Origin of the sequence: Nocardia sp. BSTN01, from assembly GCF_015354405.1 — a bacterium.
Classification (GTDB): domain Bacteria; phylum Actinomycetota; class Actinomycetes; order Mycobacteriales; family Mycobacteriaceae; genus Nocardia.
In genome coordinates this window covers 1-18,095 of sequence record NZ_JADKYP010000042.1, presented here as the reverse complement: position 1 = coordinate 18,095, position 18,095 = coordinate 1, and the positions used below count along the sequence as shown (strand labels likewise).

The following is an 18,095-nucleotide window of genomic DNA, read 5'->3' as shown; positions in this document are numbered from 1 at the left end:
AAATTCCTTCGTGTCAGGGGTGTTTGGTGAACCGCAGCAGCCCGGTCGCGGAGTCGGCGGACGCCAGGGTCAGGCCCGCGGCGCGGGCTTCGCGGGCGAGCCGGTCGGCGTCGGCGGGCCAGACGCGGTGTCGGGCGGTGACTTCCTGCAGCAGGCGGTCGTCGCGATAGGTGCGGTAGGTCATGTGCCAGACCAGGGATTCGGCGTCCACCGGCTCGGCCCGGCTCCAGCCCTCGTAGCGCAGCAGTCCGGCGCGCGCGGTGGTGTAGCGGCGATCGGGTGAGACCTCGACTCGACCGGGCCGTTGTATTTCCACGACGGCCGTGCCGTCGGGTACCAGCGCGGTGGCCAGGGCATGCCAGACCCGTGGCCGGGTGGCGGCGTCGAAGTGGCCGATCACGCCCAGCCCGACCACCGCAGCGCACTGTGCCGGCAGCTCGGTGTCGAGGAATCCACTGGGCCACACCGTGATTCGCTCGCGCAAATCCTTGCGGGCGGCCAGCCGGGACAGCAGCACCGCGCGCATGGCCGGGGCCGGTTCCACCGCGATGATCCGCGCGTCGGGCACGGCGTCGGCCACCAGCATGGTGGACAGACCGGTGCCCGCACCGATGTCGAGCACGGGCCCGGCGATGGTATCCACCTCGGCCAGCAGCGCGGCGAGCGCGGGCTCCACGCTCGCGACGTACGGGGTGGCCATCAGGTCGTAGAACTCGGCGGCGGCCGCGTACTCCTCGCTCACCTCACCGCCTCATTCAGCCGTGCCAGCAGCTCCGAAATCGCCTGCGCGACAAGCCCGACCGCCGGTGGCCGCAGTAGCGCGTAATGGTGCGCCGCGATCGGCCGCGAGTCGATGGCGGCGCCGGTGTAGGCCGCCCACCCCAGATCCTGCAGGTCGGCGCAGTCGTCGACACCCATTCCGACACCGGAATTTCGCGGTGACGGCAGTTCGGCGCGGATCAGGAGGACCTCGAGCCCGTCTCCGTCGAGCGGGCCGGTGGCGTGTTCGCCCAGCGCGCGCAAATGGCGACGGAAGATGTTCTCCCGCAGGCGCGCATCCTCCGGCGTGCCACGCTCGGCGAGTCCGGCGGCCGCCAAGCGAGACTCGGCTTCGGCGCGCTGCTCCGTGTCGGAGAGGGAGTCGACATCGATGCCGAGCGAATCGGCGTCGAGGTCGATGTCGAGGAAGGCTTCCAGCGACCCGAGATACCGCGACCAGAACGCACCGCCGTCGACATGGTGGATGCGGTCGGCGATATTGGCGTCCACCAGGACGAGCAGCTCGACCGTTTCCCCGGCCGCGCGCAGCCGTCGAGCCAGTTCATGGGCGATGATGCCGCCCATGGACCAGCCGCCGAGGCGATACGGCCCCGAAGGCTGCCGCTCGCGCACGACCCGCTCGTAGACCTCGGCCAGCCCGGCGATGGTCTGCGGCCCGGCGGCCCCGGCCAATTCGGGGTCCTGGATGCCGATCACGGGTCCGCCGGTGGCGAGGGCGCGGGCCAGATCGAGGTAGCACAGCACATCACCGCCGGTCGGGTGCACTAGGAACAACGGCCGCCCCGTACCGTCGCGCAGCGGCACCAGGCAGTCACGCGGGCTCTCGGCGGCGACAACGTGCTCGGCGGCCGCCGCGACGGCGGCGAGAGTGGGATCGGCGAGGAATTCCCGCGGGGTGAGCGTCAGCCCGAATTCCGTGCGCAGCCGGCCGAGCATCCGGATCGCCATCATCGAATCGCCGCCGGCGCTGAAGAAGTCGGTGCCGCGATCGATCTCGCTGACCGGTTCCAGCAGCCGAGCCCACAGCTGGGCGATCGCCTTCTCGGTGGGGGTCACCGGCGGGCCGCCGGCTGTGACGCGCACCGGTGCGTCGATGCGACCGGCCGGTTGTTCTGCGGTCGGCAACATGAGGGTCCGGGTCCATGCCTCGGGGCGGTGGACCAGGTCGGTGACGCGGTCGCAGACCGAGGTGAACAGCTCATCGAGGACGCCCGGCGGGAACAGTTCGGCGACCGCGTCGAGGTTGACCGCCACCGAGTCGTCCCAATCCCACTGGAACACTTGCATATCCAGCGCCACCTGTGGTGTGCGCACGCGCTGGTAGAAGTCGCGCACATCCACCGTCTCCGGGGTGCCGCCCGGTGGGTGCAGGCCCAGCGTGCTATGGAAGACGACCGGCGCCTGGGGTGCGGTGTCGCGACGCCGACGGCTCAGCTCGCGCACCACCTCCACGCCCGTCACCTGACCGTGGTCGAGCATGGTCGCCATGGCCGCCTGCAGGTGTTGAGCCGTGGCGGCGAAGGTGGCCTGCTGGGGCAGCGCCACATCCAGCAGCACGGTGCCCGCGTACGGGCCGATGGCGTAGTCGAGATCGCGGGGCAGATGCAGGCGGTTGAGGTAGAGAACGTTCAGCAGGAACCGCCGATGCCCGGCCAACTCGGCCAGCGCCAGGGCGTAGCAGGTGGCGAACGCGGTCGTGGGCGTAATGTGGTGCGACGCGCAGTGCGTGCGCAGCATCGCCATCTGGTCCCCGGCGATCCGGAACTCCCTGCGCTCGAGCGTGTCCGGGCGCACCTTGTCGAACGAGACCGTCATGGGCAGGGCAGGTGCGGTGGGTAGTTCGTCGAGGCGGTCCCGCCACCAGTCACGCTGCGCCTGCCATTCGGGTTCCAGGCGCTGGCGGTTGATGGTTTCCACATAGTCACCGAAGTGGGCGGTCAGTGGCGGCAGCACGGTGTTGGGATCGTCGAGGTAGGTGAACAACTCGGTGAACATCAGCTGTACCGACCAGCCGTCGGCGACCAGCAGGCTGCACACGATGTGCAGGCCGAGTTCGTCGCCGGGCAGCTGCACCGCCGTGATGCGGAACGGCCAAGGGTCCATCCCCGGTCCTGCGTGTTGCATCTCGGTGCGAATGCCGGCGAGCACCCGCGGGACCTCATCCGGCGCGGAGCGCAGGTCGATGGTGGTGATGGGCAGGGCCGTCAGTCGTGGATCGGTGACGGCGAGTACCTGCTGGGTGCCGTCGGGCAGGAAGATCGCGCGCAGCATGGGCTGACGTTCCACCTGCCGCCGCACCGCCTGCTCGACCGCGCCCGGATCCATCCCGCGCAGCCGGAAGTCGACGTAGTTGTGGGCGGAGTCGTAGCTCAGCGCGTAGCCGTGCTGCTGACCCACCCAGTAGGCCTGCTGCAGCGGGGTCAGTGGGAACGGGGCGTCCGGATCTGCCTGGCGCGCCAATTCGACGGCGGGCAGTGCGGATTCGGAGCGGCGCTCGGTAACGACCGCGATCAGGTCGGCGACGGTGATATCGCCGACCAGGTCGACCACCGGCACGGCCACGCCGAACCGGCCGCGCACCAGCGTCGCCATCCGCACCGCCAGCACCGAGTCTCCTCCCAAACCGATGAAGGTCGAATCAGGCTGTAGCACTCCGGGTTCGAGCGACAGCACCCGTTCCCAAATCTGCGTGACACCCTCCGAGATGTCCTCGGCGGCACCCGATCTCGGACCTTCTTGTGCGGTCCAGGCGTCGGGCTCGCCGGCCAGCCGACGTAGCCGGGCCACATAAGCGGCGAAAGCGGCGTCGGCGGCCTGTGGGTCGAGGACGGTCTCGAGCACATCCCACTGCACCTGCAATCCCCCGGCCTGGACGAACGCCTGATGGTCGAGCCACACTTGCGGAGTCTGGCTGACACCGTGTGTGATTCGGCCCGCCCACTCCAGATCGGGGTCGCCGCCGACCAGCTCGGCCACATCCAGAGCGCTGGTGAACACCACCGGCAGCAGTTGCCGCTGCCCGGTGCGGCTGGACAGGTCGGCGAGCACGTCGAGCGCGGAATAGGCACGGTGGTCGATGTCGTCGAAAAGTTGCCGCTGGGTGCGCGCCACCCGCTCGGCGAACGAACCCCCGCCCGTGCGGTCCACCTCGTGGGCCAGCAGGGTGGTGAAATCACCTACCACGTCTTCGATTCCGGGTAGCGCCGCCGGGCGGTCCACCAGGGTCAGCGACAGCGTGAACCGGTCGTCTCCGGACCAGGCCGCCAGCACATCGGCGTAGGCGGTGAGCAGCACCGCCGACGGGGTGACGCCGTGGGCGGCTGCCGCCTGCCGCAGGGCCTGCCAGTCTCCGGGCTCGAGCCGGTCGGCGCGACGGGCGAACCAGGGCTGCGCCTGGGTTCGAGTCCGGGTCGGCAGGTTCGGCGGCGCGGGTAGTTCGGGCAATCGCTGCTGCCAATAGTTCTGCGCCCGCGAAGATTCCATGCTGTCGGCGCGGCTGCCGGCGTGTGCCACGTAGTCGGCGAACCGGACACGCACCGGTGCCTTCTCGGCGGCTGGGTTCAGGTAGTGGTCGCGCAGATCGTGGTCGAGGATCAAGAAGCTGCCCGCGTCGCAGATCAGTGCGTCGATGCCGACGAACAGCCGCGTCGTGTGCTCGTCGAGCTTCGCGGCCCGTACGTCGAACAGCGGCCATCGGTCCGGGCGGTGGACCCGGTGTGAAAGCCTGCGTCGCAGATCGGCCAGCGTCTCCTCCCGCTGAGCGGCCGGCATCGTCGCGAGATCGTGCCGCCGTATCCGGTAGTCGGGCACCTGCGCGAGCACCTGGTTGTACCCGTCTTCGGTGATCACGGCCCGCAGCATGTCGTGCCGCCCGATCACCGCGTTCCAGGCGCGCTCGTATCGGTCGAGATCCAGGTCGGTGCAGTCATACTCGAGATAGATGTGGCAGGCGACGTCGCTGAGACCGAAGGCTCCCGACCGGCCGACCCAGTACGCGTGCTGCACCCTGGTCAGCGGAAACCGCGCAGCCTCTGCCTGCGACGCCACACCTGCCGAGGTGGCAGGTGCCAGGGATTCCGATTCAGGCGACGCCGGTGTCGACTCCGCCGGCGTCGTACCCGCCGGGGACACCGCCTCCGGCACCTCCGTGGCCGCGCCGAAGCCGGACGCGCCGCGACGATTGTCCAGCAAGGCCGCGAACGCCGAAACCGTGGAATGCGAGAGCAATTCACGCATCCGCAGATCGGTGCCTGCCTTGTCGTTGACCAGCTCGAGCATCCGCGTCGCGGTCATCGAAGTGCCACCGAGCGCGAAGAAGTCGACCTCCGACCCGATCACGGTCTCGCCCAGCAACTCTTCCCACAGCGTCACGACGATCCGCTCCGAGTCCGTGGCCGGAAAGAGCTGCTCCGCCGTCGCCGTGTGTCCGGCCACGAGCTGTGCCGATTCCGGCGCCCCGCTCGGATCCGATTCCGGTGGCGCCGCGGTCGGACCGGCCACCGATTCGACGGCCGCTGCAGCCGAGGTCGTGACGACTGCCCGCTCCGGTACCGCCGTTTCCCGCCGGTTCTCGGCCACCTTCCGCGCCTGCACGCCTGCCGTCGCGGCAGCGTTCGGCTCCGGAATCGAGTCGACCGGTGGGGTAAGGGGTCCGCTGCCAGGTGCGCAAGGCGGGTCGATCCATGTCCGGCGGCGGTCGAACGGATAGCCGGGCAGGCGGACGCGGCGACGCCGCCGAAACAGGGCCTCGACGTCGACATCTATACCGCCGCACCAGAGTTCGCCGAGCGCGTTGAGCAGAGTGGAGCGGTCTTCGCCAGCTTCGCGGTCCCCGACCACGGCGGATTCGGCGGCGTCCGGCAGGGTGGTAAGGGCTGTGATCGGCGGCGCGGACCGAACACGGCGCGCGAGCGTGGCCAGGGTGCTGCCGGGCCCGACCTGGACGATGGTGGTGGGTTCGGCGGTGGCCGCCGATAGTGCTGCACCGAAGCGGACGGGCTCGACCAGATGCCGCGCCCAGTGGTCGGTGTCCAGAGTTCGCATGGCCCGGCCGGTGAGCGTGCTGAAGAGCGGCAGAGTGCCTGCAATGGTGGGGATTTCGGCCGCGGCCGCGCGTAGGGGTGGCACCGCGGCGGCGACGCTCGGTGAATGCAGGGCGGCTGCCACGCGTAGTCGGCTGGTCCGGATTCCCGTGGTGGTCAGGCGTGCGGCCAGGGCGTCGAGCGCGGGTTCCGGGCCGGAGACCACGCAGGAGTCGGCAGCGTTCACCGCGGCGAGGGCGAAGTCCGGGTGGGTGGTGAGCTCCCGCAGGGTATCGGCTTCGCTGAGCTCGACGGCGAGCATGCCGCCGGGCGCCGTGGCGGCCAAGGCCCGCGAGCGTACCGCGACCAGTCGGGCGGCGTCGGGCAGGGTCAGCATGCCCGCGACGACGGCGGCGGCGTATTCGCCGAGGCTGTGGCCGAGGACGGCGTCGGGTTCGAGGCCGTGTGCGCGCAGGGTGCTCGCCGTCGCGAGGGAGACGGCGAACAGTGCGGGTTGGCCGAGTCGGATGTCGTCGACCTCACCGGGGGCTGCGTGGCCGGACACGATGTCGCGAATGTCGTAGCCGAGCAGGGGGTCCAGTATTTTCGCGCATTCGTCGACGACACCGGCGAACACCGGTTCGTCGCGGTAGAGCCCGGCCCCCATTCCTGCGTATTGCGCCCCCGCGCCCGGGAAGGCGAAGACGATTCGTGAGCGTTCTCGAGGCACTTCCCGCAGGGTGATCACACGCGCAGCGGCGTCGCCGGCGCGTAGCAGAGCCGCAGCGCGCCATCCGCTTTCGGCGTGCGGGCCGCTGCTGGCGGTGAAGGCGTAGTCGGCGTGGCTACCGTCGGGGACGCAAATATCCAGCTGGGCACGACAACTGGATTCCGAGGCGGCCGACACCAGCAGCAGCTGCGCGGCGCCGTCGGTCGCCTCGCCGAGGATGGCTGCGGGCGCTTGCGCCAGCACCGCATGGCAATTGGTGCCGCCGATGCCGAACGAGCTCACCCCGGCGATGCGAGTCCCATTGCGCTCCCGCCAGTCTCGGGTAGTTCCGGGCAACGCGAACACTCCCTGATGTCTGCCCAGTTCCGGATGCACGGTGTCGGCGTGCAGAGTGGCGGGGACACATCGATGGTGCAATGCCAGGGCGGTCTTGATGAGCGAGGCGATGCCGGCGGCGCTGTTGGTGTGGCCGATATTGCTCTTGACCGACCCCACCCGAATCGGATCGGGCACCGTGCGCTCGCCGAAAACGGCTGCCAGCGCGGCCAATTCGATCTGATCACCGAGTACCGTCGCGGTGCCGTGAGCCTCGATGAGGTCGACGGCGTCCGCGTCGATATCGGCGACGGCAAGGGCTTCGGCGATCACCCGCGCCTGCCCGGCCGCCGAGGGCGCGGTGAATCCGGCCTTCCCGGCACCGTCGTGGTTGACCGCCGTCCCGCGGATCACCGCGTAGATCGGATCGTCGTCGGCCAGAGCGTCGGCGAGCCGCCGCAGCACCACGATGCCCGCGCCCTGACTGTGCACCATCCCGGTGCCGTCGGCGGCGAAGGAGCGGGTGTGCCCGTCAGCGGAGAAGATGGCTTCGGGCACATGCAGATAGCCGCGCCCCTGCGGCACGATCAGAGATGCGCCGCCGGCGAGGGCGGCGTCACATTCCTCGTGCAGCAGCGACTGTACCGCCATGTGCACCGCCACCAAAGAGGTCGCGCAGGTGGCCTGTACCGCCACCGCGGGACCGGTCAGGTTCAGTCGGTAGGAGATCTGTTGCGGGAAATAGTCGGTGAGTGTTCCCATGTCGGCCTGCAGCAGGCCCAGCGGATCTTGTTGGGCGCCTCGGCGGTAGGCGGCGAGGTTGGCTTCCCGATAGTCGCTGTGCGAGGCACCGGTGAACACGCCGATCTCACCGAGGCCACCACCGGCGCGGTGGCCGGCGTCGCCCAGGGCGTCCCAGGCGCATTCCAGCAGGAGCCGCAACTGCGGATCCAGCAGGGCGGCATCGTGGCCCGTCAGACCGAAGTGGGCCGGGTCGAACTGCTCCTGTCCGGCGATGATCGCGCCGACGGGCACATAATGGCGATGGCGGCGAACGTCTTCCGGGACGCCGCGGGTCGCCAGGTCGGCGTCGTCGAAGCGGGTCAGGCCCTCGCGGCCGGATGAGAGTAGTTCCCAGAACGACGCCAGGTCGGGTGCGCCCGGGAAGCGGCAGGCCATGCCGATGATGGCGATGGCGTTGTCGTCGGTCACGCGGCGATCTCCATTTCCGACTCGATGGCCACCTGTCCGCGCAGCATGGCCAGTACGGGACATGACTGCTCGACCAGGCGCCGCAGTTCCTCGTAGCGGGCGGGCGTGGCAGGGCCGTTCAGGTTCGCGCGCACCAGGATCCGGCCGGGCTGGATGGGGTCGCTGACGCCGAAGATCGGCCCCAGGTCCAGATCCGCGGTCACGTCCACGGTGAGCGTGTCGATATCGATCCCCAGGCGGGCGGCGTGGAATCGGTAGGTGACCGCCTGGCAGGTGCCCAGCGCGGCGAGTGCGAGCCCGATCGGATCGGGACCGGCGTCCCCGCCTCCGGCGGCGACCGGTTCGTCGACGGTGAACCGGTGGCCGCCGACGCGCACGCTCATTTCGGTGGCCGTTCCGGGCCGATGCCGGGTGTGAGCGGCGAACCGCCGGCGGCGTTCGGTGCCGCGCAGCAGGGCGGCGCGCAGCCGGTGCACGGTGTCAGTGAGCGCCATGCGCTGTGAGCCTCGCTTTCGATCGGTGGCCGCGCCGGCGTTGTCCGCGGGCGACGGCCGCTGTGAGGTCGATGCGCACGCCGGGCGTTCGGTGCGCGGGCGCGGCATCGGCGGAGTCGGTGTGCGCGGCGATCCAGGCCGCCAGGCGGCGGACGGTGCCGTGCCGAAAGAGGTCGGGAACCGTCAGCGCCGGGGTCAGGTGCCGCAGCCTGCGGTGGGCGCGCACCAGAGTGAGAGAGGTCGCGCCGAGGTCGTAGAAGGGGGTGATCGGGGTGACGGACGGACCGAGCAGTTCGGTGAATACCTGCGCCACAAGGGATTCGATGTGCTGCTGCCCCGCAGCCGGGGCCGGTGGGGCAATGGTCAGTTCCGGCGCGCCCTCGGACGCGGCCACCGTCAACCCGTGTGCTCGCGCGTTGTCGCGCAGCAGGGCCAGCCACTCCGCTCCGGTGGCGGGATCCGCCGCCTGCGAGTCGGCCGGTTCGAGTCGCACCGTGAGTGCGAGCCCGCGCTCGGCGGCATGGCGTGCCGCCTCGACCAGCCAGCCCGCGGACACATCCTCGGGGTTCACCGCTTCCCCGTCATCCGCTTCCGGCACGGCAGCGTCGATGCCGCTGCGGTGAAACGGATTCGGCAGGCGAGCGTGGTCGACCTTGCCGTTCGGCGTCAGCGGGATCGAATCGACGGTCAGCCATCTCGTCGGCACCATGTAGGGCGGCAGATGCCGCGCCGCATGGGCGGCGAGTTCGGTGGTGTCGAGGGCGGCCTCACCGGTGACGAGATAGGCCACCAGACGTGGTCGCTCATCCGCGCCCGGCACCGCTGCGGCGACACCGCGCCGCACGCCCGGGAAACGCGCGATCACGGACTCGATCTCACCCAATTCGATACGGTGACCGCGAATCTTGACCTGTCGGTCGGCGCGACCCAGGAACTCGATCTCACCGTCGGGACGCCAACGCCCCAGATCCCCCGTGCGGTAGAGCCTGCGGCCCAGGCGGGCGTTCCAGGCGAAGCGTTGCGCGGTCTGCTCCTCGTCGCCGACGTAGCCACGCGCCAGCCCGGCCCCGCCGATGTACAGCTCCCCGGGCTCGCCGACCGGACAGGGCCGGCCGTCGTCGTCGAGCACGAGGAACTGCTGCTCCCGCAGCGCCCGACCGTAGGGAATGCTGGTCCACCGCGGGTCGACGCCGTCGATGGGATGGGCAATGGACCAGATCGCGGCCTCGGTCGCGCCGCCGAGACCGATCACACGGACATCGCCGATCACCGCGCGCAGCCGGTCGGGCAGCGACAGCGGAATCCAGTCGCCCGACAGAAGCATCAGCCGCAGCGAGCGCAGTTTCGCGGCCGCCACCGGGTCGGATTCGGCGTATTCGACGAGCATCTCCGCCAGCGCCGGTGCGGTGTTCCACACCGTGACCCCATGCGCCGCAACCAGATCGCACCAGTGCCCGGGATCGCGCAGCCGGTCGGCGTCGGGCACAACCACACCGCCGCCGACACCGAGCACACCGAACAGGTCGTAGATCGACAGGTCGAAACTCAACGCCGACAATGCCAGAACGCGATCCCGCGGCCCGATGGCGAAACGGTCGTTGATGTCGTCGAGGGTGGTCCGCGCGGCTCGATGCTCGATGGCCACGCCCTTCGGCTCACCGGTCGACCCCGAGGTGAAGATCACGTAGGCGAGATCGTCGACGGCATTGTCGGGCACCTCGCCCGCGTCGGGGGCGCGGTCGGCTTCCGATCCGGAGCCGAGGTGATGCGTGGTGACGGTGCCGGGCAGGCGCGCGGCCGCGGCCGTGGAGGTCACCGCGTGGGCGATCTCGGCGCGTCGGCACACCGATGCGATCCGCGGTTCCGGCCAGTCCGGCTCGATCGGCACGAAAGCCGCTCCGGCCCAAAGGATTCCGTACGCCGCGATGACCTGATCAGCCGATTTGGGCAGCACGACGGCCACGCGATCCTTCGGGCCGATGCCCGCCGCGGTGAGCCTGGCCGCCAGCGCCCGCGCGCGCCGCCGCAGCTCGTCGTGGGTCAGCATGCCCGAGGAGGCAAAGACGGCAGGCGCGTCGGGATGTGATCGCGCCGCCCGGCGCTGTGGGCCGATGAGCAGTTCGCCGTGGCCTCGACGACCGGCGGGCAGTTCGGCTATCGCCTCGAAATGCGGGTTCCAGCCCAATTCCGGGCTGTCCCATGCGGTGTCGTCGTCGGCGAGGGTGCGCAGCAGCCGCATGTGCGCGCCGAGCATGTGCGCCACGAAGCCGGCCGGGAACGCCTGCTCGACGGCATCCCAGGCCAGGCGCAAGCCGCCGTCTTCGTCCCAGACGATATGGTCCAGCGCCACCTGCGGTGTCTGCGAGACGCCGAAGGCCTCCACGCCCAGCCATGCCGCCGCGCCTGTCTCGGCCTGACCGAGGCCGATACCGCTGGTGAAGACGACCGGATAGCGTGGAGTCAGGTCGCCGACTCGGTCGCGCTGGACTTCCACCCCGCTGTAGGAGCGGTGTTCGAGGTCAGCCCAGAAGCGGGTGTTGACCCGGGTCGCGAAATCGGTGAATCCGCGCCATGTCAGCGGGTCCAGGGCGGGCACTTCGACCAGTGCCGTGGTGCTGAAATCACCGATAACACCGTCGGCTTCGGCATCGGGGCGGTCGAACAGCGTCGTGTTGAGGCAGAACGGGTCGGTCGCACCCCAGCGCGACAGCGTCACCGCGAAGCCCGCCAGCAGGACGGCCGTCGGGCTGAGGCCGCGCGCCGCAGCCCGGCGGGCCAGCGCCGACCACTCGGCCGGGGTGAGCCGGTCTTGATGGCGGTGAAATCGGGACGCCGGAATCTTTTCCAGGACAACGGCATACGGCAACCGGGGGCCCGGTGGCAAGGTCGTCGCGCGGGTTTGCCAGTAGGCCCGGTCGGTCTCGCGGCGTTCGCTCTCGGCAGCGCGCCGATCGCGGAGGATGCGCAGGAACGACGACCTCGGCGCCGGCAGGTCGGCGGCGGGATCAGCGACGAACCGGCCCCATTCCCGCATGAGCTGGATCCAGCCGGCCATATCCAGCACGATGATGTCGAAGCCCGCGAACAGCCGCAGCCCGCCCTCGGGCAGCAGTGCGGCGTGGATATCGAACAATGGCCAGGTCGCGGCGTCGAGGACCTGATGCGATTTCCGTTCCCGCAACTCTGCCAGCACGGCCTCGGCGTCGGGGCGCTCACGCAGGTCGGTGATGCCGATCGAATACCGCTGTCCGGGCGGATGCACCCGCTGGCGGCCCTCGTCGGTGATCGTCGCGCGCAACATGTCGTGCCGATCGACCACCCGGTTCCACGCCGCCTCCAGCGCCCGCACTTCGGCCAACGGATCGGAGTGGGTGAACAGCGCTGCGGCACGGTCGAATTCGAAGTAGTAGAAGGTCGACACGCCGCCCAGCGGCATGCCGGGCTCCCGCCCGACCCAATACGACGCCTGGATCGGCGTCAACTCCTCCTCCAGCACCGGCGGCTCGGACGGCGCTGCGGCGTGCGTGCGCGCTTCTGATTCGGATTCCGTTGTACCGCTGCGCTTCTCGACCTCGGCGAGCAGCGTCGCGAGGGTCGCGCCGACGAAGGACTCCATGGGCACGCGAATGCCGGTGCGCTCGGCCAGTCGCAGATGCAGGCGCACGGCGAGGAACGAATCCAGGCCCAGTTCCTGCAATCGGCGGTCTGCTACCAGTTCGCCCGGCGTGATGCCGAGAACCGTTCCGACACAACGCCGGACCTCTTCTGCTGTTGTCGCCATCTCCAGCCCTTGCTCGGCAGTATCAACGCGCCTAGAGTAAACGATATTGACAACGATTTTCAATAAGCGCTCGGTGGCGGCCTCCGCGATCGAGCGCGAGAGGAGCATTGCCCGATGAGCGACCAGGCGCGGACCACCTCGCGATCCGCGGTCCCGCACCACCGCCCGCTCGACCTCGACGACTACCGGCTGCTGGGGCGGTCGGGGCTGCGCGTGTCCCCCATGGCATTGGGCACCATGACCTTCGGCAACGACTGGGGCTGGGGCACCGACAAGCCGGAAGCCCGGCGCGTCTTCGACGCCTACGTATCGCGCGGCGGGAACTTCATCGACACCGCCAACCAGTACGCAGGCGGCACCGCCGAGGAATGGCTCGGCGAGTTCGCCGCCACGGACCGCGAATCACTTGTGCTGGCAACGAAATACACCATGCTGCGACGCCCCGGCGACCCGAACTCCGGTGGCAATCACCGCAAAAGCATGGTGGCCTCCGTCGAGTCGAGCCTGCGGCGGTTGCGCACCGACTACCTGGACCTGCTGTATCTGCACATGTGGGACGGCCTGACGCCGGTGGACGAAATCCTGCGTGCCATGGACGATCTCGTGCGTGCCGGCAAGGTGCTCTACCTGGGAATCTCCAACACCCCGGTCTGGCAGATCGCCCGCCTGCAGACCATCGCCGACCTGCGCGGCTGGTCCCCGCTCATCGCCCTGCAGCTGGAATACCATCTGGCCGAACGCAGCGCCGAACCCGACCTGCTTCCCATGGCCGACACACTGGGACTCGGCGTCGTCGGCTGGTCGCCGCTCGCGGGCGGCGTGCTCACCGGCAAGTACACTCGCGCCGACCTGCCCGGCACCGGTCGCACACCGGCTACCGGCAGTTCCCGTGCGCATCTGATCCACGCGAACGGCTCACTGACCGATCGATCCTTGACGATCGCCGACACCGTGCGAGACATCGCAGCGCAACTCGGCGGCACCCCTGCCCAGGTCGCCCTGGCATGGATCCTCCATCAGCCCGGCGTCATCACTCCCACTCTCGGCGCCCGCACCCACGCGCAGCTCATCGACAACCTCGCGGCCCTGAACCTCACCCTCGACGAGGACCACCTGCACCGCCTCGACACGGTCTCCGCCGCCGCACCGGGCTACCCCCACAACGTCCTGACCCGGCCCATGGCCCGCCAGAGCATGTTCGGTGACATGCGGATACAGCACCACACCAGCGCCTGACCGCACCCGCTCCACCCCCACCTCCGACAGAAAGCGCATTCCGATGTCCCTCGCCGACACTTTCACCGACCGCATGCTGCGCCGCCCCCGCGGCCGCCTCGCACGCCTCATGTGGAAGGACATGAAGGCCCATCACAGCATCTTCGCCGATACCCTCGCCACCCTGAACCTCTCCCCCCACGACCGGCTGCTCGAAATCGGCTGCGGCGGAGGGAGATTCGCCACCCGAGCCCTCGCCACCGGATGCCGCGTCACCGCCGTGGACCACAGTGCCGACATGGTGGCGCTCACCGCCGCTGCCAATCCTGACGCCCTGCGTGAGGGCCGGCTGCAGGTCCTCGAAGCCGATGCCGAGACACTGCCGCTGCCCGACGCGCATTTCAGCTGCGCCACAACGATGAACACTTTCTTTTTCACCGACGCCGCGACTGTTCTCGCCGAGCTGCGGCGAGTCCTGGAACCAGGCGGACGGCTCGTCATCCACACCGTCGCACCGCAACCTCCGCGCACGACCATGCCCGCCCCCGTCGCGCGCCGTGTGCGATTCCACACCGACGACGAGCTACGCGCGCTGCTCGACTCCGCGGGATTCCAGGACGTCCGAGTCAGCCGCATCGACGGCGTCTTCCAACTCGCCACCGCAGTCCACGCCGCGAAGTCCCCCACCGTCACCGACAAGGAAGCGAAACAACGTCCAGACCAGGACTCCCACTGACGCCCGGGGCACCACCGACGACCAGGCCATCGGACTTCATACGCGACACGATCAGCAGCTCTCAGTAGGGATGTTCGTATCCATGGTCGGGTGCCGGGATGCGCTGGACATCGGTGACGCGGAGGGTGGGGATCTTGTCGGGGTCGCGGCCGGCACTGCCGGGTTCGACGGTGCCCTGAACCTGAAGCCAGGTGTCGGCGGCGATCGGTTCGGCGATTCCGGACAGGTGAACCGAAATGTATCGCGCGTCGGCCACACAGCAGGTGATCAGCACACGCGCGAGGTCGATCGTCGAAGCGTCCTGGCGCGGTGAGCCCTCGCCTTCCGGGGCGAGGACGAAACCGCTGATGGTGATCTCGCGTCCATCGAGCGAATGGGTGGAGTCGTACACCGCTCTGTTGGCGAGATCGTAAATCGTGAGGGTCGGAGCGGGTTCGTCCGGTAGCGGCGGAAACGGTCGTAACTCGGGTTCATCGGCGACCGGGGCGGACACCTGCACGCGCGAGGAGGTCGCCACCGCATCCGCCCCCAGCGCGGGCGGAGTGATCAACAACAGCGCCGCGGCGGGTGCGAGCAACAGCCACTGCTCGCGTCCGTGTTCGTGATCAGGGGAGAGTCCGGAGCGCCGGATGTCACGCACGATCGAGATCACGGCGAACACAACGAATCCGGTTCCACTGACAAGCAGAAACGGATGCAGACCGGGTTTGACGTAACGGAGGTAGCTGCCATCCATCGCGGTGCGCAGGATCGCGGCACCGACCAGCGCCAACAACAGATTCTGGGTTTCCCGCTTCATCGCGCACCCCCGAGAAACAGATATCCCGCGACGGTGCCGCAGCCGATCGCCACCACAAAAGTCAACGGCGAGAAGCGAACCGCGAACCGCCGCCCGAAACTGCCCGCCTGCATGGCGAAGAGCTTGACGTCGACCGCAGGACCCACGACCAGGAACACCAACCGCGGCAGCAGCGGCAGAGCCGACATACTCGACGCGACGAATGCGTCGGCCTCCGAGCAGAGCGCAAGGACGATGGCCAGCAGAGCCATCACCACGATCGCCACCACCATGCGCCCGGCCAACTGCTCGTACCAGCCAGGGGGAACGAGCACGTGCAGCGCCGCCGCGGCCGCCGCACCGAGGACCAGAAACGAACTGGCCTGCAACAGATCATGTCGTGCGGCTTCGGTGAACACCTCCCACTTGGTTCGCCCGCCGGCGCAGTGATCGTGGCGATCGACCGTAGGCAGCATCCACGCCGGGCGTCCGATCCGCGACCACAGCAAGCCCATCACGACAGCGGTGGCAAGAGAACCGCTGAACCGTGCGCCGACCATGCCGGGCTCACCGGGGAACGCTACCGCCGTCGCCACCAGCACCACCGGATTCGTGGCCGGCGCCGACAGCAAGAACGCCAACGCCACCGAACTGGGCGCCCCCTGATCGATCAAACGCCGGGCCACGGGAACGACCCCGCACTCGCATCCCGGCAGGGCCATACCCGCCACCCCGGCCACGCCGATCGCGGCGGATTCGTTGCGCGGCAGAATCTTTCGCAACAACGCCGGGGAAACGAAAGCGGCGATACCGCCGCTGACCAGCACACCGAACACCAGAAACGGCACAGCCTGAACAAAGACGCCGACGAACACCGTGGTCGCGGTCTGCCATCGCACGTGGCGATCGACAAACCCGGCAAGCCACCCCTGAACGATCAATCCGGCACACACCACCGCGACGAGAACATACGTCGAAGACACCCTGGACCGCACCGACCGCCGAACGCGATGGTCGACCATCACCACCCCTCCCCTGCTGATTCGCTGCCGCACAAACCTTAAGCGATAACGATTGCCATTTCCTGCCAGGTGCTGCGCGGACGCCGGTAGGTCGGCCGAGGTCAGCAATCTCTAGGCAACGCCCCGATCATAAGCGAGGATACGAATTATTGGATGGAACAGAGGTCTTCAGGAAGGAACGAATCCGATGACGGACAGCGTCCATAATCCCCATCCGAGCCACGAGCACATCCACGGCGAAGCATGCGGCCACGTCGCCGTCCCGCACGGTGACCACGTCGACTACGTCCACGACGGACATCTTCACCGCGTCCACGACGACCATGTCGACGAATGCGAACCCTCAGGACACGCCGAACACGCCGGTGAACACGACCATGTCCACGGCGAGGGGTGCGGTCACGTCGCCGTTCCGCACGGCGACCATGTCGACTACGTCCACGACGGACATCGGCACGCCGCACACAACGGTCACTACGACGAACACTGACAGACCACACCACCAGCGCCGACGCGGCTAATCTCAGGCAAGCGTTGGCGTACAACGCCCCCGCCGGCAGCCGACGGCCGGGGCGTTGACATGTTCTGTAATCACAATTCCCAGCAGCAGCCGCCGAGGGCATCACTCCCCCATGCGACGCCGAGAAACCGTGCGACCGAGGCGGTTACATCGGATGCCGCTATTGACAACTCTCCCCATCGTTGGAAAGTCGCCCGAGCGTGGCCTGTCACAATTGACAGTGATTTTCGTTATCAATAATGGATACGCCCGCAGGACCGGGATCCGGGCCGAGCAGGAGTGCGGAAACTTGATAACAGACCGACCCCACCTAGGATGTAGCGATCCTCGGCGCAGGCATCAGAGGGAGCACGTTGGCCGCCAGTCCGCCAGGTCGACACCGACGGGCATGACGTCGATTCGGGAGAGGAAGGTGAACTACTCGCCCGTGACCCCTAGACGCTCCGCGGAATTACCGTGCCACACAATACAACTCAGGAGCCTTCACGCCCGACCGGCTCTTGCCGTTGCCGCAATCTCGTACGTCGGCTACCCAGTGGCCCTTCGTGGTCTGCGGCATGCGCCATGCCGCGACAGTCGGTGTTCCTCCGGGGCAGAGCGAAAAGGTCAGTGCCGTCGGCGAAATCGCCCGACGATCCACCCGTTCCTCGCCGACCTCACGGAGCTCGGGCCACCCTCGTGTATCTCATCATCGCCACTTCGCCCGACACCCCGACGACGCGAGAGCGAACTGAAGTGACGACCACAGCAGGAGAGTCCGAACTTGAGTCGTCCCGCCGGGAGAGTAGGCGAACTCGAACGGTGTTGGCACTCCTGAGCCGCGAGGACCGCTTCTGGACGCCCCAACAAATTTACGCTGAACTACGCACCTACACCGTGCCGATAGCACCTTCTACCGTATACCGCATTCTGCATAGGCTCGATGAGCTGCAGCAGGTTGAAACCATGCGCTCCGAAGACGGTGAATTGCTCTATCGCATAGGCGGTCGCGAAGAACGCCACCACAATCTCGTCTGCCGGCGATGCGGTCATGCCGAGAGGTTCACGCTCGAAGCTCTCGACCAACAGGCCGTCCGACTCGGCCGACAATTCGGTTACACCGACATCGAATGCCGCTTCGACATCTACGGAATCTGCGGGAACTGCCGGAACTGCCCCAGCGAGGCCGACTTCCACGCCGGCCCGGCAGCCCTCGGTCGACAAGGCGGGAAGTCAACGTCCGCTCCCCTGGGCCTCCCGCTACAACACCGCTCTATCTGGAACCTTCCGGTCCCCGAGCGCAGGCGTAAGCGGGGCCTTCTGGAAGCAAGCGCTGACGAACCAGTTTGCGCCAGCGGCGCTGAGGGTAAGGGAAGATACCCTGACGCCAACAGTGCCGATCAGGTCTGAGTTACGGCGCTGGCTTCGATCGGGCCACGTGCAGCTAGGTAGTCCGACCACCCGCTCTGGGCGAACCGTGCCCAACGCTCTGCCGTGCCTGGATGGATTCCG

At 68.5% G+C, this 18,095-nt stretch carries 10 protein-coding genes; 4 read left to right on the top strand and 6 right to left on the bottom strand.

All coding sequences use genetic code 11. The annotated features are described in order from the left end of the window. Nucleotides 1-13: 13 nt before the first annotated feature. The 4 genes from IRT45_RS26360 to IRT45_RS26345 are packed head-to-tail and all read right to left on the bottom strand — an operon-like array spanning nucleotide 14 to nucleotide 12,333. Nucleotides 14-742 carry a trans-aconitate 2-methyltransferase gene (locus IRT45_RS26360; RefSeq protein ID WP_194808558.1) on the bottom strand — a complete coding sequence of 243 codons (729 nt, stop codon included), beginning with the start codon at nucleotides 740-742 and terminating at the stop codon, nucleotides 14-16. After that, on the bottom strand, nucleotides 739-8,058 hold the full coding sequence (locus IRT45_RS26355) for a type I polyketide synthase (protein ID WP_194808557.1): 7,320 nt from the start codon (nucleotides 8,056-8,058) through the stop codon (nucleotides 739-741). The genes IRT45_RS26360 and IRT45_RS26355 overlap by 4 nt, the downstream gene beginning before the upstream one ends. After that, nucleotides 8,055-8,552 carry an OsmC family protein gene (locus tag IRT45_RS26350; RefSeq protein WP_194808556.1) on the bottom strand — a complete coding sequence of 166 codons (498 nt, stop codon included), beginning with the start codon at nucleotides 8,550-8,552 and terminating at the stop codon, nucleotides 8,055-8,057. Before IRT45_RS26350 ends, IRT45_RS26355 begins: the two co-directional genes overlap by 4 nt. Beyond that, a complete protein-coding gene (locus tag IRT45_RS26345; protein WP_194808555.1) occupies nucleotides 8,539-12,333 on the bottom strand; it encodes a non-ribosomal peptide synthetase in 3,795 nt (1,264 codons plus the stop codon). Before IRT45_RS26345 ends, IRT45_RS26350 begins: the two co-directional genes overlap by 14 nt. A 114-nt stretch (nucleotides 12,334-12,447) precedes the next feature. On the opposite strand from IRT45_RS26345, the gene IRT45_RS26340 reads away from it, so the two are divergent. Then, on the top strand, nucleotides 12,448-13,569 hold the full coding sequence (locus tag IRT45_RS26340; protein WP_194808554.1) for an aldo/keto reductase: 1,122 nt from the start codon (nucleotides 12,448-12,450) through the stop codon (nucleotides 13,567-13,569). A 43-nt stretch (nucleotides 13,570-13,612) separates the two neighbouring features. Beyond that, a complete protein-coding gene (locus IRT45_RS26335; RefSeq protein WP_194808553.1) occupies nucleotides 13,613-14,284 on the top strand; it encodes a class I SAM-dependent methyltransferase in 672 nt (223 codons plus the stop codon). A gap of 61 nt (nucleotides 14,285-14,345) precedes the next feature. Here IRT45_RS26335 and IRT45_RS26330 read toward each other — a convergent pair whose 3' ends face one another. Both IRT45_RS26330 and IRT45_RS26325 read right to left on the bottom strand, forming a co-directional pair. After that, a complete protein-coding gene (locus tag IRT45_RS26330; protein WP_194808552.1) occupies nucleotides 14,346-15,083 on the bottom strand; it encodes a TIGR03943 family putative permease subunit in 738 nt (245 codons plus the stop codon). Then, nucleotides 15,080-16,084, bottom strand: a complete 1,005-nt coding sequence (locus tag IRT45_RS26325; RefSeq protein ID WP_194808600.1) for a permease — start codon at nucleotides 16,082-16,084, stop codon at nucleotides 15,080-15,082. Before IRT45_RS26325 ends, IRT45_RS26330 begins: the two co-directional genes overlap by 4 nt. 187 nt (nucleotides 16,085-16,271) lie before the next feature. Here IRT45_RS26325 and IRT45_RS26320 point away from each other — a divergent pair, with 187 nt between their 5' ends. Together IRT45_RS26320 and IRT45_RS38095 are read left to right on the top strand one after the other, a co-directional pair. Further along, nucleotides 16,272-16,574, top strand: a complete 303-nt coding sequence (locus IRT45_RS26320) for a hypothetical protein (RefSeq protein WP_194808551.1) — start codon at nucleotides 16,272-16,274, stop codon at nucleotides 16,572-16,574. Between the two features lie 594 nt (nucleotides 16,575-17,168). Beyond that, nucleotides 17,169-17,993 carry a Fur family transcriptional regulator gene (locus tag IRT45_RS38095; protein ID WP_375540157.1) on the top strand — a complete coding sequence of 275 codons (825 nt, stop codon included), beginning with the start codon at nucleotides 17,169-17,171 and terminating at the stop codon, nucleotides 17,991-17,993. Nucleotides 17,994-18,095: the final 102 nt, after the last annotated feature.

Coding starts and splice junctions, on each gene's coding strand:
- IRT45_RS26335 (WP_194808553.1), top strand. CDS start 13,613: ATGTCCCTCGCCGACACTTTCACCGACCGCATGCTGCGCCGCCCCCGC.
- IRT45_RS26330 (WP_194808552.1), bottom strand. CDS start 15,083: ATGAAGCGGGAAACCCAGAATCTGTTGTTGGCGCTGGTCGGTGCCGCG.
- IRT45_RS26325 (WP_194808600.1), bottom strand. CDS start 16,084: ATGGTCGACCATCGCGTTCGGCGGTCGGTGCGGTCCAGGGTGTCTTCG.
- IRT45_RS38095 (WP_375540157.1), top strand. CDS start 17,169: ATGCCGCGACAGTCGGTGTTCCTCCGGGGCAGAGCGAAAAGGTCAGTG.
- IRT45_RS26350 (WP_194808556.1), bottom strand. CDS start 8,552: ATGGCGCTCACTGACACCGTGCACCGGCTGCGCGCCGCCCTGCTGCGC.
- IRT45_RS26320 (WP_194808551.1), top strand. CDS start 16,272: ATGACGGACAGCGTCCATAATCCCCATCCGAGCCACGAGCACATCCAC.
- IRT45_RS26345 (WP_194808555.1), bottom strand. CDS start 12,333: ATGGCGACAACAGCAGAAGAGGTCCGGCGTTGTGTCGGAACGGTTCTC.
- IRT45_RS26340 (WP_194808554.1), top strand. CDS start 12,448: ATGAGCGACCAGGCGCGGACCACCTCGCGATCCGCGGTCCCGCACCAC.